Origin of the sequence: Amycolatopsis sp. FDAARGOS 1241 (genome assembly GCF_016889705.1) — a bacterium.
Taxonomy (GTDB): domain Bacteria; phylum Actinomycetota; class Actinomycetes; order Mycobacteriales; family Pseudonocardiaceae; genus Amycolatopsis.
Genome location: NZ_CP069526.1, coordinates 4666756 through 4680667 on the forward strand (window position 1 = coordinate 4666756; position 13912 = coordinate 4680667).

Sequence of the window (13912 nt, forward strand, 5' to 3'; positions counted from 1 at the left end):
CTGTCCGCTGTTCTGTCCTGCCGCGGATCCAGTCAGGGGTACGGTTTCCGGGTTCCCCCCGACGCCGCGCCGACAGGGTGGGCACGTGGACCGGGACGACCGGCTGCGGCGCGCCTCGTCATTCGGCGCGGCGGCGTCCGCGTACGCCGAGCACCGCCCGGACTACACGCAGGCCGCGGTGCGGTGGGCGCGGACGTCACCGCGGACGTGCCCGACCCCGCGATGCTGCGCGAGCTGCGCCGCGCGGTGCCGGATGTCCCTGCGCTGCGGGGAAGAGCCGAGGCGATGCCACTGCCCGACGGATCCGTCGATGCCGTACCGGCCGGCAACGCGATGCACTGGTTCGACAGGCCACTGGTTCGACAGGCCCGTCGCGGGCCTTGAATCAGGCCCCGGCCCCGCTCCGGGTCCGGCCGATCTGGTGCTCACCGCCGGGCTGACCGACGACGAGCTGTTGGTCCGTCCACGGGCACGCCACGCTCCTCGACGGATCGGCTGATCACCTGCTTCGCGGGGCCGGAACCCGGAATCCGAAAGCTCTCACCTGATCGACTTGCGTTGGCGAAGCCGATGACCTATGCATGAGTCATGCATGAAAGGACGGCGAACCTACTGGGCGCGGCCGCGCTGGCGGTGACCGACCGGGTGCTGACGGTCGCGCAACGGAAGGTGGGAGTCAGCGCCAGCGCCGCCGCTGCGCTCGTGGTGGCCTCGGCCAGTCCGGGATTGAGCGTGAGTGAACTGGGCCGCCGCGTCGGGCTCAGTCAATCGGCGGCCGCCCGCATGGTGGACTCGCTCGAACAGGGTGGTTTGGTCGAACGACGCCCTCGTCAGGGGCGGGAGGTGGCCGTCGAACTCACGCCGAAGGGGCGGCGGGCGGCTGCCTCACTGCTGGAGGCGCGTGGCTCCGGGCTTTCCGGCTTGCTCGACGTGCTGACCGCCGGAGAACAGGAGCACTTGGCCGAGCTGCTGGGCAAGCTGCTGACCCGCCTGTACGAAGACGTCGGGAGCGCCGAGCTGTTGTGCCGGCTGTGCGACCGGACCAGCTGCACCCGCGGCGCCGTGTGCCCGGTCGGGCAAGCCGAGCGGGACCACGGGAGCTGACCTCATGGGTCCACTGCTCGCGCTGGTTTCCGCGGTCTGTTACGGCCTGTCCGACTTCGTCGGTGGTCTCGTCGCACGCCGCGCACCGTTCGCCGCCGTGGCGCTGATCGGGCAAGTCGGCGGGCCCGTGCTCGCGCTGGCCGTCGCGCCGCTGCTGCCGTCCGCCGCCTGCCCCGCGGACCTGGGCTGGGGCGCGCTCTCCGGCGTCGGCACCGGCGTGGGCATGGTTTTCCTGTTCCGGGGCCTGGCGCGCGGCGCGATGAGCGTGGTCGTGCCCACCAGCGCCGTGGCCGGTGTCGCGTTGCCCGTGCTGGCCGGCGTGGCCTTCCTCGGCGAGCGACCGGCCCTGCTGACGTGGCTCGGCATCGTGATCGCCGTGCCGGCTCTGTGGCTGGTGTCGCGCACCGGCCCCGGGCCCGGCGCCCGAGCCGGCCCAGCGGTGGACGGGCTGATCGCGAGTGCCGGAATCGCCGTGCAGTACCTCGCTCTCGCGCAAGCCGAGCCCGCGGCCGGCGCGTGGCCTCTCGTCGCCGGCCGCGTCGCGGCCATCCTCACCCTCGCGCCGTGGGCCGCCTTCCGCGGGCTGCATCTCCCCCCGTGGCGCCTCACCCTGTCCGCCCTCGCCGGCGCGGCCGCGGCGCTGGCGCTCCTGTGCTACCTGCTGGCGACCCGGCACCAGCTCGTCGTGATCGCCGTGGTCCTGTCGTCGCTCTACCCTGTGCTTCCGGTACTGCTCGGCATCCTCGTGCTGGGCGAACGACTACGCACACTCCAAGTGTGCGGCCTGCTCACCGCCGCGGCAGCCGTCGTCCTGCTCACGACCACCTGACGCCCAGGCACTCCGGCGTGTTTGACCCGCTCCTGGCCGGGTACGCACCGGGACACGACCCGTTGAGGTCGCTCAGTCCGGCCGAAAGGAGCACACGATGGCCGGTCAGGAAGACCAGCACGGCTGGTCGGAGGACATCGGCACCGAAGGCGACGCCGCCGCGGAGGCAGCCACGAAGGCGCGGCGCAAGCCCGACCACGAATCCGGCCCCGACCGCGACTACTCGCCCGGCGGCACGCTCTCGGACACCGACACCGAGCCCGGCTCGCCGTTCGGAGCGGGTGACAGCACCACGCGCCGCGGAGAGGAAATCGGCCCGGACCCCGGCGAAGACGCCGAAGGCTACAAGGGCGCTTCCCAGCGCCCGTACGGCCGTTCGCACGATTAGCGCAGAACTCCACCGGCCCCACAGGCTACTTCGGACCGCCCGGCAAACGAGCGGTCGGCCGTCCGGCCGGCGCACTCCCTACGACGGGGGCGCCGGTGCTGAGGATTCGATGAGGCGCAACGCGTGCCCCGGCACGGTGACGTCCACCTCGCCCGCGAGCCCCGGGAGGTCGCGGTGCAGCACGAGGGCAGCCAGAGGTGGTGTGGTCGCGAGCAAAACCCGGGCCAGCGGGACGGTCGGCACGACTTCGACGACCTTGGTCCGCACCCGCAAGGCCGATGAGTACTGGTCCGGACCACCGACGCGCACCTCTTCCGGGCGGTAGTACACGGTCCCGCGCGTCGCCGGGGCGCCGAGGAGCGCGGGATCGATCGCCAGGTCCCCGACGTGCAAGCCGCCCGCTTCGGGAGTGGCGGGGCCGAGTTCCGTCCAGCCGAGCAGGCGTGCGGTGACCGCGTCGGTGGGCTGACGGGTGAGCTGGTCGGCAGGACCGGTCTGGCGCAGGGTGCCGGCGTCGAGGATGGCCAGGTCGTCGGCGAGGCGGAGCGCTTCGTCGCGGTCGTGTGTCACGTGGATCGTGGGCACGGCCAGGTCCAGCAGCGTCGCGCGCAGGACCTCGCGCAGCTCCTCGCGCACCGGCTGGTCCAGTGCCGACAGGGGTTCGTCCAGCAGGAGCGCGGCCGGGCGCGCGGCGAGCGCTCGGGCCAGCGCGACTCGTTGCCGTTCCCCACCGCTGAGGGAGCGCGGCGCTCGGTGAGCGAGGTGCGCGATGCCGAACCGGGCAAGCAGTTCCCCGATCTCGGGGCTGTGGCGTCGCCCCCGCAACGCCGGGGCGAAGCCGACGTTGTCGCGAACCGACAGGTGGGGGAACAGAGCGGCGTCCTGGAACACCACGCCGATCCGGCGCTCGTCGGCGGGCACGCCGGTGAGGTCCCGGCCGTTGAGGCGCACGCTGCCGCGCCGGGGAGTGCGGAACCCGGCAATGGTGTCGAGCAGCATGCTCTTGCCGGCGCCGGAGGGCCCGAGCACGACCAGGGCGCGGCCGGCGTGGACGGTGAGGTCCAGCGGCCCGAGCTGGAAGGACCCCGCCCGGGTGAGGAGGTCGGACACGGTGAGCACCCGTCACCGCCGGGGCCGGGCGGCGCCGGCGACGAGCCACCCGGACGCGAGCGTGCGCAGCACGAGGAACGTGGCCAATGCGACGAGCAGGAGCAGCACCGCGGCCGACGCGGATTCGGCGAGACCGGAGGACAGGAACAGGTTGTAGATCGCGACCGGCGCGGTGGCCGGGTAGTAGGCGAGGATGACGACGGCGCCGAACTCGCTGATCGAGCGCGCGTACACGAGCACTGCGCCGGTCAGGACCCCGCGCCAGGCCAGAGGGAGGGTGACCCGCCGGAACGTCTGGCCCGGCGAGGCGCCCAGGCTCCGGGCGGCCCGTTCCACGTTCGGGTCCAGGGCTTCGAACGCGACCCGGGCGCTGTTGACGGCGAAGGGCGCGCTCACGAACAGCATCGCCACGATGATCCCGGCCTGCGTTCCGTAGAAGGACAGGCCCGTGGTCAGCAGCGGCGCACCGAGCCAGCCGGTGCGACCGAACACGAACAGCAGGGCGATCCCGGCGACGGTGTGCGGAATCGCCAGCGGCAGATCCACGATCGCCTGCACCAGCGCGTGCCCGGGGAAGCGGCGCCGGGCGAGCAGGTAGGCCAGCGGAACGCCCAGCACGGTGCCGGCCACCGCGGTGATCGCGGCGTCCTGCACGCTCAGCAGCACCGCGTCCCGGATCTCCTCGTCGGCCACTGCCGCGCGGAGGCCACCGGGCGATGTGGCAGTGACCAACCCGAGCACGGGCAGCAGGATGAACCCGAGCAGCAAACCGCTCGCCGTCCACAGCAGGGCCGGGAACAGCCCGCGCGACACCCGCACCACGCTCCACCGCCCCCGTTCGACTGTGTCGCTCACTCAGCCCCCGGGCAGCTTGGCCGGCACTGTCTGCGGCTGCACCGAAGCCGGCAGCTGCGCGCCGCCGGCGACGCCCGCGACTGCCGGGGCGACCACAGTGAACCCGTTGTCGCTCATGATCTTCTGGCCCGCCGGAGAGAGCACGAACTCGACGAACCGCAGGCCCGCGGCCGCGTTGGGCGCGTTGGTCGGCACGGTCAGCGCGTACACGATCGGTTTGCCGGTTCGCGGCCCGGAGGACGTCGGCACGCTGACCGTCGCGTACGTCGCGGCCTGCGCCGGGTCGGACAAGTCGATCTGGCTCGGCAGGTCGAGGAACTTCAAGTGGTGCTGCAGCGCGTCGGAGCGGTAGATCCCCAAGTAGTCGATCTGGCCCGACGACACCGCGGGCAACAGCTGCGTCTCGGTGCCGACCATGGTCTCCGGCGGGGAGTTCGCCAGCACCGCGGCCGACAGACCGGGCTGGTGGTAGAAGTTCTGCGCCAGCGCGAGCATCTGCAGCGTCTGGTAGCCCGAGGGATCGGTGTCCGGATTGGACCGGCCGATCTTCGCCCCCGGCTGCGCCAGAACGTGGTACCAGTTGTCCGCAGTCAGGCCGGCAGCACCTTTGCTCCGGTCGGTGTAAGCGAAGGTGCTGCGGTTCGCCGCGAAGCCGACGTACCAGTTCGCGAACTGCGTGCCCCCGTTCGTGCCGTACATCTTCGACGGGATCAGCGAATAGTCCGCCACACCCAGCACGTCGACCGGGGTGTGCAACTCGGTGATGCCCCGCACGACCTCGACGCTCCCGGCGAAACGCGACTGCACCGTCACATCCGGGTTCTGCGCCTTGAACGCCGCGATCATCGCCGTGAACGGCTTGGCCAGCGTGCCCGCCCCGTTCACGATCAGCGTGCCGGTGACCGCAGCTGCGGAACCACTCGCCGGAGCCGACGGAGCCGGGGGCGACGCCGCGCACGCAGCCACGACCGCCGTAGCCGCGCCGATTGCCAGCACCCTGAGCCCGAAGCCACGTCGCATCGCGTCTCCTCCCGCCGCGTCGCCGAGTCAGCAGGCTACCGATCGGACCACCACCGACAACAGCGCCGAATAGGCCACCTGGTGCAATCGGGACGCCCGTGGTCCCACGAGACGTCAAGACCGGGCCGGTATTTGTATACCGGCAGCGTGCTAGCGTGCTGGTATAGAAATACCGGAACCGATGACGCGAGAGGTACTCGTGATCGAACTGAAGACGCCTGCGGAGATCGAACGCATGCACGTGGCCGGGCGTTTCGTCGCCGAGGTGCTCACCGAGGTCGGCCGGCTCGCCGACGTGGGCGTCAACCTCCTGGACCTGGAGCACCACGTGCGCGGCGTGATCAAACGGCGAGGGGCGCAATCGTGCTACTGGGACTACGCGCCGTCCTTCGGCGAGGGCCCGTTTCGCAACGTCATCTGCTTGTCCGTCAACGACGCCGTCCTGCACGGCCTGCCCCACGACTACCCCCTGCGCGACGGGGACGTGCTCACCGCGGACCTCGCGGTCGGCATCGACGGCTGGGTGGCCGACTCGGCGCGCACGGTCGTCGTCGGCACCGCCGCCAAGGAGGACCTCCGGATCGTCCGCGCCACCGAGGAAGCACTGGAGGCGGCGATCGACGTGGCCCGTCCGGGCAACCGCCTCGGCGACCTCTCGGCGGCGATCGAGGCCGTGGCTCGCGCCTACGGCTATCCGGTCAACACCGAGTTCGGCGGGCACGGCCTCGGGCGCACCATGCACGAGGACCCCCACCTGTCCAACAAGGGCCAGGCGGGCCGTGGCCTGAAGCTGCGGCCGGGCCTGACCCTCGCGGTGGAACCCTGGTTCGCGCGCACGACCGACCGGATCGTCTACGACGCCGACGGCTGGACCATCCGCTCGGCCGACGGCTCACGCACGGCCCACTCCGAGCACACGATCGCCATCACCGACGACGCTCCCCTGGTGCTCACGCGGCGCGACCCGTAGGACCGTTGACACCACAAGGGCCGACATCCCGCATCGGGCACGAGCAAACGCCGACGAATGATCCGGCCGGGAACTCCACGACGGCGCCAAAAGGACGGTAGTGGATCGCCCTGTGGCCGATGAGCCCGTCGACAGTGCGAGTCAGCACCACGACACCGGCCATCTCCGTCCCCTGCTAGGCCGGCAGCCTCCATTTCAGGTAACTCACATCCCGAACTGCCTGGTGCCCACCCGGTGAGCACCAGGCACGCGGCATCCAGTGGCGCCAACGGTCCGACGACCAAGCGCGCCCGGAGGCTTCCCGGCTGCGGTGCCGGACCGAACCGCACGGCGGGCCGGACGCCCCGCCACCGCGACGGCGGCTCCGGTGGCCGGAACCGCGTCGCCGGCGCGGCATACGGCACGCCGAGGGAACGCGACGCCGTCACCGGCTGTGCTTCCAGCTCACCCGACTCGACGTGCACCCGCCGGGCCATCATGAGACGGGCAGGCCGAGCCGGCGGGCCGCTTTGTCCGCGGCCGCGCGGGCGGCCGGCGCGACGTGCTCGATCATCGTCCGCGCGGTCGCAATGGCGTCGTCGACGCCGAGGTCGCCGAAGATGATCTTGAGCTCGAGGTAGTTCACGCCGGAGGTCTCGACCTGCGCCACGATCTCGTCGCGCACGGAATCGGCGGTGCCGACGATGCCGTTGCCCTTCTCCAGCACGTGCTGCGCGCTGAACACACCGTCGAGCCGGTGGTCGTCGTACTCGTGCCACAGCTGCAGCAGGCGCCGCTCGTGCAGCTCGTTGGCGCGGCCGAAGACGTCGTCGGCCTCGGCCTGGCTGCCCGCGACGACTACTGGGCCGGAAATGCCGAAGCGCGGTTGCCCGGTGATCGGGTTGAGGCGGTCGTCGTCGCCACGGTGCTTGTCCCACGCGGCCCAGAACCTGGTGCCGACCTCCGCGACCGCGCCGCCCTCCCAGCGGGTGACGAAGTTGATGCCGTTCGCGGCGGCCCACTCGGCGGTGACCGCGCTGCCCGAGGCATACCACAGCTGCGGGTACGGGGTCTGGACCGGAGCCACCGACAGCGCCGCGTCGTAGTCGCGCAGCAGCGTGCCCCGGTGCGTCATCCGGCCCCTCTTGAGCGCGTGCGTGACCGCGGTGAGCGTCTCCTGGTAGATCTCGCGCGCCTGGTCGCCCCGCACGCCGAGGATGCCGAGTTCCAGCGGGCTGATGCCGGAGCCCACACCGAAGTCCAGCCGGCCGTGGGTGAGCTGGTCCAGCGTGGCGATCTCCTCCGCCAGCCGGAACGGCTCGTAGGCGGGCAGCACGTTGACCACCGTGCCGAGCCGCATCGTGTCCGTCAGCCTGCTCAGCGCCGCGACGAACAGGTTGGGCGACGGGCACACCGACAACGGTGTGCCGTGGTGCTCGGTCACGTGGTAGTGCGCGAAGCCCAGCCGCTCGACCTCCTGCGCGAACCGCAGCCGGCCGTCGAGCAGCTCGCCCACGCCGCCGTGGGCGAGGTCGAACGAATCGAAGATCCCGAACTCCAAAACCATGCGACGACCTTTCCGCTTCTTCGCGTGCCGGTGGGTGTCCCCCCACACTCTGGCGCCTGGAGGCGGGAGCAGTCGACCAGACCTTTCCGCCGCGCGGAAGCACCCCATGGGCTTCAGGCACGACGACGCGGACGTCAATGCGGTGAAGGCCGCCCGCCGGTGACCGGCGTCAGCCGGCCTGGGCGATCGACCGGGAGATCGACGACGCGTACTGGCGCAGCATCGGGACCAGGCGCGGGAGGTTGCCGTCGGTCGCGGGCGCCGGCACGGTCAGCGCCATGGGCGTGCGGTCGATCTCCATCACCACCGGCACCGTCACCGGCACCGACTGCGACAGCTGTCCCGCCGCGCTCTCCGAGCCCGACACGGCGAACCCGGCCGGCGCACGGCCTCCGGCTGCGCCGGCACGAGCCGCGGCAAAACCTGGGTGTACGGCGTGCGCCGCTCCAGGCGCGTGCGGAGCGCTTCGGGCCGGCGCGGCCTTGTCCACAGTGTACGTAAGCAGCTTGTCATGCTGGTGGTGAACAGCGGGAGCTCGTCTCCGGCGGGCGCGAGGTAGGTGCTGTCGAGCCTGCCGTGCGGCGCCGGTGCGCGCGGCGAGCTCGGCCGGGGTGCTGCCGGCCCAGTGGCAGTCGACCGTCGGGTGCGTTGCACCTGTCTCGCGGAGGTAGGCGGCGGAGAGTCGAGTGGTGCTGCGCGCCGAGTTCGGAAACCCACGTCCGATGGGGCTGAGCATCACGGTGGCCTACACCGAATAACCCGGGAAGAGACCGTGTGGATCGACGCGCTGTTTCAGGTCGGCGAGGCGCCGGCGGGTTGCTGGGGGAAACGCCAGGTCGGCGATCGCGCGGTCGCCGTCCGCGTCGAAGTTGACGTAGGCACCGGTGAAGCGGCGGGCCAGGGGTGCGATCGACTCGTCGAGCGTCACGACGTTGCCGGCGCCCCAGACGGCGCCGACGATCATCGCGGACTGGTGGCGGTGGGCGAAGGCGGTGGCGTCCTCGTCGACGTCGCCGATCGCGCCGCCGAGGGCGCGGATCTGGACCAGCAGCCCGGGGGTCGCCGCCAGGCCGAACACCCGGCGCTCGACCTCGTCGTCCAGCTTGTCCACGAAACCGTTGCGGACGAACGAATCCTGCTGCCCGACGTTCGGGTGTTCGTGCGCGACCGGCACCAGCGCGCGGTAGGGCATCAGCTGGGCGGTGCTGTCGCGCACGGGGCCGAGGTCGCCGAGTGGCCGGAAGACCCGTGACGCCGTCGGGGGATCGTCGCCCGCATACACGGCGGTGAGCTGAGCGATCGCTGTTCCTCTGCGGCCACCGAAGAGCGTCATCGTCGCGGTGAGTTCCCGGGAAGCGGTGCGCAGGTACTCGTCCCACGCGACCAGCGAGCTGCGGGCGTCGCTGACCTCGATCTGCAGCTGCGCCACCGCGACCCTGGTGATCTCCACCGCTTCGAACACGAACGCGGTGACGATCGCGAGCGTTCCCCCGGCGCCGCGAAGGCCCCAGAACAGTTCGGGGTCGCGTTCCGCGTCGAGGGTGGTGATCGTCCCGTCGGCCAGCACGACCTCGGCGGCTCGCAGCCGGTCGATGGTCAGCCCGAACTTGCGCACCAGCCAGCCGATCCCGCCCGCGGTGGCCAGGCCGCCGACCCCGACGTTCCCGTGGTCACCCGAGCTGAGCGCGAGGCCGTGCTCGGCGAGGGTCCTTGCGACGCGGCCCCACCGGGCGCCCGCCTCGATGCGGACCAACCGGGCGGCCCGGTCGACGACGTCCACGCGGGGCAGGCCGGACAGGTCGATCACGATCCCGCCGTCGTTGGACGAGCGCCCGGACAGCGAGTGGCCACCGCTGCGCACCGCGAGCGGCAGGCCCGTGTCGTGCACCACCGAAAGCGCGGCGCGGACTTCTTCGGGCGTGCGCACCACGATGACCGCGGCGGGCGAGTGGACTCTGGTGTAGGTCGAGCGCAGCAGCCGGTACTCGGGGCTACCGGGCCGGACCACGCGGCCGGCCAGCGCCGGCGGAACCGTGATCTTCATCGGGGCGCCACCGCGGTTCGTGCTGCGAGTGCCTCGCGGACCCGCGGGATGACCTCGTTGCCGAACACCGCGGTCTGGTGGGCCGGATCGGTCATCGGCCAGAACACGAACCCGTCGAAACCGAGGCGGCCGGCCCAGTCGACGAGCCACTCGACCCAGGCTTCGACCGGTCCGGCGAGGTCCGCGGCGCCCGGCCGGCCGACGACGCCCTGCACGTTGTAGATCCGCCGGATGCTCGCCGGGTCCCGGCCGGCCGCGACGGCGGCGTCGTCGATCAGGGAGTTCAGGCGCGGCACCATCCCCGGCTTGAGGGAGGAGCTGCCCGGAGACAGCCACCCGTCCGCGGCCCGTCCGATCACCCCGAGCATCTTCCGCATCCGGCCACCCACCCACAGCGGCACGGATGCGGCGGGGCCGCCGCGGTACCCGCGCACGTCGAACTGGTCGGTGTGCAGCTTCACGATGTCACCGCGCAACGCCGTGCGCATCAGCTCGATCGACTGCTCCGCGTAGGCGATCATCGCCGGCCCGGACCGGTCGATGCCGCCCATCGCCGGGATCGGCCCACCGGATGCCCCGGCACCGACCCCGCAGACGAGGCGGCCACCGAGCAATCGCGACAGCGTCGCGGCGGATTTCGCGAGCATCGCCGGCGTCCGGAGCCCGAGGTTGGCGACGTTCGGCGTGTACGCGATCGAGCGCGTGTTCGCCGCGAGGTACGCGATGAGTGTCCACGTGTCGTAGAACCGCGCCTGGTAGGGGTGGTCCTGGATGCCGATCAGGTCGAACCCGCTGTCCTCGGCCACCCGCGCCAGGGCGACGAGCTCGTCCGCGGGCACGGCAACCGGATCGACGTTCACTCCGAACGTCACGGTCCGCCCCGCTGTGTTCGCTTCGGTCATGGTGCTTCTCCTTCGTGAGCCGAAGCCCACGATCCGCACGGGAACCACACCTCGCAAACCCGAAGTAAGCGAGTTACTATTGGTAAGTGACGAGGAAACCAGCCACTTTCCGAGACGTGGGCAGCATCGACGACGCATCGTGCCGAGAGTTCCAGGGCAGCATCGAGCTCGTCGGTCGCAAGTGGAGCGCCGCGATCCTGCTCGCCCTGGCCCGCGGGGCGCAGCGGTTCGGTGAGCTGCACCACGCGGTCGACGGCATCTCCAGCCGGCTGCTGGCCGTGCGCCTCAAGGAGCTGGAGGAGGAAAAACTCCTCCAGCGGACCGTGATCCCGACCACGCCGGTCGAGATCCGCTACACCCTCACCGAGTCCGGCCGCGAATTGCTGGTCGGGCTGATGCCGCTGATCCACTGGCAGCAACGCTGGCGCGTGGGCTCCGAACGGCGAGCCGAGCAGGCCTGAGACGACTTCGAGGGTGCGGTGCAGGATTTCCTTTCACATGTCCAGGACGAGGTCGGTGTGGGGGGTGGAGCAGCACAGCAGGGTCTGGCCCGCGGCCGGTGGCTCCAGTGGTGCCGGTGCGTAGTCGACCGAGCCGGACAGCACGGGGGTGAGGCAGGTCTGGCAGACGCCGGTGCGGCAGCTCCAGCGGGCGGGCACGTCGCAGGCTTCGGCGAATTCGAGCAGGCTGCCGCCGGGGAAGGGGGCGGCGACGCCGCTGCGGGCGAAGGTCACGACGGGTCCGGTGCCGGGCGGCCCGGCCGGTGGGTGGGGTGGGCGGGTGGTCTGCCCGACGAGCCCGGGGTTGATGGCGTCGAGCGCGCCGAACAGTTCGGTGTGGATCCGCGCCGGGTCGAGTCCGGCCGAGGTCAGCGCGGCGGTCATGTCGGTCATGAACGCGGCCGGGCCGCAGACGTAGGCGGTGGCGTCGGCGGGCACGCCGAGCTCGGCCAGCGCGTCCTTGCTCAGCCGGCCCGCCCGGGCGCCGGCCAACCCGCGTTCGGCCTCGGTCGCCCGGCTGTAGAACACGTGTGAGCATCCGTTGCGCAGGGACGCCACCAGTTCGCTCGCTTCGTCGGCGAGCGGGTGCTCCTCCGGTCCGCGGGCGCCGTGGATCCACCACACCTCGCGTGCACTGCCGCGCGCCGCCAGGTCGTACAGCATCGCCAGCACCGGGGTGACGCCGATGCCCGCCGACACCAGCAGCACCGGACCGGTGCCGTCGCCGAGCACGAAGTCCCCGCGCGGGGCCGCGACGTCCAGCACCGCGCCGGCCGGCACCTGTGTCGTGAGGTACGTGCTCGCCACACCTTCGCGTTTGACACTGATCCGGTAACCGTCCGGCCCCGGCGCGGACGAGAGCGAGTAGCTGCGCACCGGCGCCGGTTGCGCAGCGCCCGCGACGCGGACCGTCAGGTACTGGCCCGCGCGCGCCGCAGGCAGCGCACCGCCGTCCGCGGCTTCGAGATACACCGACGACACCGTGGCGCTTTCGGGCTCCACCGCGGTCACCCGCAGCCGCCGGAACCCGTCCCACGCCGGGCCCGCCGACTCCGCGTCCACGGCCAGCAGATCCTCGAACGACTGCCGCCAGCCCGGGCTCAGCGCCGGGATCTCGGCGGCAACCTTGAGCTTCTCCCGGTCCTTGCCCGGCAGGTACAGCAACGCATCCGTGTCGGCCACGCTCAGCGCACCGGGGCCCGTGCGGGTCTTGACGATCTCGTCGCCCGCCGAGACGTGGCCTTCGCGCAGCACCCGGAAGTAGAACCCGGGCCGGTGGTGGGCCACCAGCAACGCCGGCAACTCCGGCTCCCCCATCCGCAGGCCGACGCGATAACACGTCACCCGCGGCTGCGTCACCTCGAACTCGGCCTCACCGATGCGATAACGATCCCCGATGCACACCTCGTCATCCGCCAGGCCCTCGACGGTGAAGTTCTCCCCGAACGACCCGTACTCCAGCCCCCCACGGCCGAAATACCTCTCCCAATGCCGGTACGAGCCGAGCTGATACACCAACACCGCCCGCTGCTCACCACCGTGACCGGCCGTGTCCCCCTGCCCGTCACCGTCGATGTTCAACCGCCGCACCATCGCCGGCCCCCCGACCGGACGCTTCCACACTCCCGTGTGGACAGTCCTGCCCTCCCAGGACACCTCCTTCGGCAGCCCGACGTTCACCGACAGCACCATCGCGGTCATCACTTCACCTCGTCGAGGGTCAGGTCGCGGTCGATGCCGTGGGCGACCACCGTCTGACCGGGTTCCAGCCGCAGGCGGACGCCGTCGAGGTGCACCTGCACGTTGTCCGGCTCGAACGACACGAACCCGGACACCTGCTGCACCCCCGGCCACGCGTTCTCGTAGGACCACGCGGCGCGGCGCTCGCCGGCGATGTCGAAGTAGCTGCAGATTCCCTTGTACGGGCAGAAAGTCTGGCCCTTCGCGGGCGCGAGTACCGAGAAGTCGACGTCGTCGCGGGGCACGTACCAGCGTGGTGCGAAACCGGATTCGTACACCGCCAGCGGCCGGGTGCTGTCGGCGACGACCCGGTCTTCGTGGTGCACCCTCAGGTGCCGGCTCGTCTTGCGGATGTCGATGCGGTGGTAGGGATCGGCGGCGTGCCCGACCACGCGTTCGTCCTCCTCGTAGAACGCGTCCATCGCGCGCCACGCGAAGGCGACGCGGCCGCGGAGTTCGACCGCGTGGGCGGGCAGCTCGACGTGCTCGTACGCCGCGCGCTGCTTGACGGCGTCCCCGGCACCGACCGTGTACCACGCCGTCGGCCCGAAGTCGCGGTGGCGAGTGGTGTGGTCGGTCGGCTCCAGCACACCGTCGGCGACATCGCCGAGGGGGAAGTAGGCGACCGGGTACCGGCCGGGTTCGTGCAGGAGCACCACGTCTTCGCTGTCGGCGATCCACGTTCCGCCGAACCGCACGCGCATCCGGCGGCGCAGCGGCTCGGCGAACGGCATCCGCTCGGGCAGCGGATCCGGGACGAGGAACCGCCCGACCGCGCCGGGTGCGAGCGGTCCTTGCTGCCAGGACAGGCCCATCGGTTCCTTCCTTTCCACTTCGCCGGACACCCCACTCTGCTGCACGCGCCACGCGGGACGCATCCGCCAGTGGCTAGCCACTCGGCGAG

Annotated in this window: 15 protein-coding genes; 6 read left to right on the plus strand and 9 right to left on the minus strand. The window is 71.6% G+C overall.

Annotation, left to right across the window (positions count from 1 at the left end; genetic code table 11):
- Positions 1-222: 222 nt before the first annotated feature.
- From I6J71_RS51000 to I6J71_RS23055, 4 genes are all read left to right on the plus strand, one after another.
- Positions 223-384: a methyltransferase domain-containing protein gene (locus I6J71_RS51000; RefSeq protein WP_370542226.1), complete on the plus strand. Its 162-nt coding sequence runs from the start codon at positions 223-225 to the stop codon at positions 382-384.
- 204 nt (positions 385-588) lie between these two features.
- Entirely contained in the window at positions 589-1104 is a 516-nt protein-coding gene (locus I6J71_RS23045; RefSeq protein WP_204096591.1) for a MarR family winged helix-turn-helix transcriptional regulator, read from the plus strand.
- Between the two features lie 4 nt (positions 1105-1108).
- Entirely contained in the window at positions 1109-1933 is an 825-nt protein-coding gene (locus I6J71_RS23050; RefSeq protein WP_204096592.1) for a DMT family transporter, read from the plus strand.
- A 97-nt stretch (positions 1934-2030) separates the two neighbouring features.
- On the plus strand, positions 2031-2321 hold the full coding sequence (locus tag I6J71_RS23055) for a hypothetical protein (RefSeq protein WP_204096593.1): 291 nt from the start codon (positions 2031-2033) through the stop codon (positions 2319-2321).
- A gap of 78 nt (positions 2322-2399) precedes the next feature.
- Here I6J71_RS23055 and I6J71_RS23060 read toward each other — a convergent pair whose 3' ends face one another.
- From I6J71_RS23060 to I6J71_RS23070, 3 genes are read right to left on the minus strand one after another with little or no spacing between them, the layout of a single operon-like run.
- A complete protein-coding gene (locus I6J71_RS23060) occupies positions 2400-3431 on the minus strand; it encodes a sulfate/molybdate ABC transporter ATP-binding protein (protein ID WP_204096594.1) in 1032 nt (343 codons plus the stop codon).
- 12 nt (positions 3432-3443) lie between these two features.
- Positions 3444-4286, minus strand: coding sequence for an ABC transporter permease (locus I6J71_RS23065; protein ID WP_204096595.1), 843 nt, complete (start codon positions 4284-4286; stop codon positions 3444-3446).
- Positions 4287-5306 (minus strand): extracellular solute-binding protein, encoded by a 1020-nt coding sequence (locus I6J71_RS23070; RefSeq protein ID WP_204096596.1) that lies wholly within the window; start codon positions 5304-5306, stop codon positions 4287-4289.
- A 199-nt stretch (positions 5307-5505) separates the two neighbouring features.
- Between I6J71_RS23070 and map the strand changes: the two genes are divergently transcribed.
- Positions 5506-6276 carry a type I methionyl aminopeptidase gene (gene map, locus I6J71_RS23075; protein ID WP_204097199.1) on the plus strand — a complete coding sequence of 257 codons (771 nt, stop codon included), beginning with the start codon at positions 5506-5508 and terminating at the stop codon, positions 6274-6276.
- 475 nt (positions 6277-6751) lie between these two features.
- Here map and I6J71_RS23085 read toward each other — a convergent pair whose 3' ends face one another.
- The 4 genes from I6J71_RS23085 to I6J71_RS23100 all read right to left on the minus strand — a co-directional run bounded on the left by I6J71_RS23085 (position 6752) and on the right by I6J71_RS23100 (position 10768).
- Positions 6752-7822 carry an LLM class flavin-dependent oxidoreductase gene (locus I6J71_RS23085; protein ID WP_204096598.1) on the minus strand — a complete coding sequence of 357 codons (1071 nt, stop codon included), beginning with the start codon at positions 7820-7822 and terminating at the stop codon, positions 6752-6754.
- Between the two features lie 169 nt (positions 7823-7991).
- A complete protein-coding gene (locus I6J71_RS23090; RefSeq protein WP_204096599.1) occupies positions 7992-8189 on the minus strand; it encodes a hypothetical protein in 198 nt (65 codons plus the stop codon).
- A 378-nt stretch (positions 8190-8567) separates the two neighbouring features.
- On the minus strand, positions 8568-9866 hold the full coding sequence (locus I6J71_RS23095) for an FAD-binding oxidoreductase (RefSeq protein ID WP_204096600.1): 1299 nt from the start codon (positions 9864-9866) through the stop codon (positions 8568-8570).
- Positions 9863-10768, minus strand: coding sequence for an LLM class flavin-dependent oxidoreductase (locus I6J71_RS23100; RefSeq protein WP_204096601.1), 906 nt, complete (start codon positions 10766-10768; stop codon positions 9863-9865). Before I6J71_RS23100 ends, I6J71_RS23095 begins: the two co-directional genes overlap by 4 nt.
- Before the next feature lie 116 nt (positions 10769-10884).
- Here I6J71_RS23100 and I6J71_RS23105 point away from each other — a divergent pair, with 116 nt between their 5' ends.
- The gene (locus I6J71_RS23105; protein ID WP_204096602.1) at positions 10885-11229 is read left to right on the plus strand and encodes a helix-turn-helix domain-containing protein; all 345 of its coding nucleotides are present in this window, start codon (positions 10885-10887) and stop codon (positions 11227-11229) included.
- 33 nt (positions 11230-11262) lie between these two features.
- Here the strand turns inward: I6J71_RS23105 and I6J71_RS23110 are convergent, their stop codons facing one another.
- Together I6J71_RS23110 and I6J71_RS23115 are read right to left on the minus strand one after the other, a co-directional pair.
- A complete protein-coding gene (locus I6J71_RS23110; protein ID WP_204094079.1) occupies positions 11263-12969 on the minus strand; it encodes an MOSC and FAD-binding oxidoreductase domain-containing protein in 1707 nt (568 codons plus the stop codon).
- Positions 12969-13841: a DUF427 domain-containing protein gene (locus I6J71_RS23115; RefSeq protein WP_239155213.1), complete on the minus strand. Its 873-nt coding sequence runs from the start codon at positions 13839-13841 to the stop codon at positions 12969-12971. The genes I6J71_RS23110 and I6J71_RS23115 overlap by 1 nt, the downstream gene beginning before the upstream one ends.
- Positions 13842-13912 lie beyond the last annotated feature (71 nt).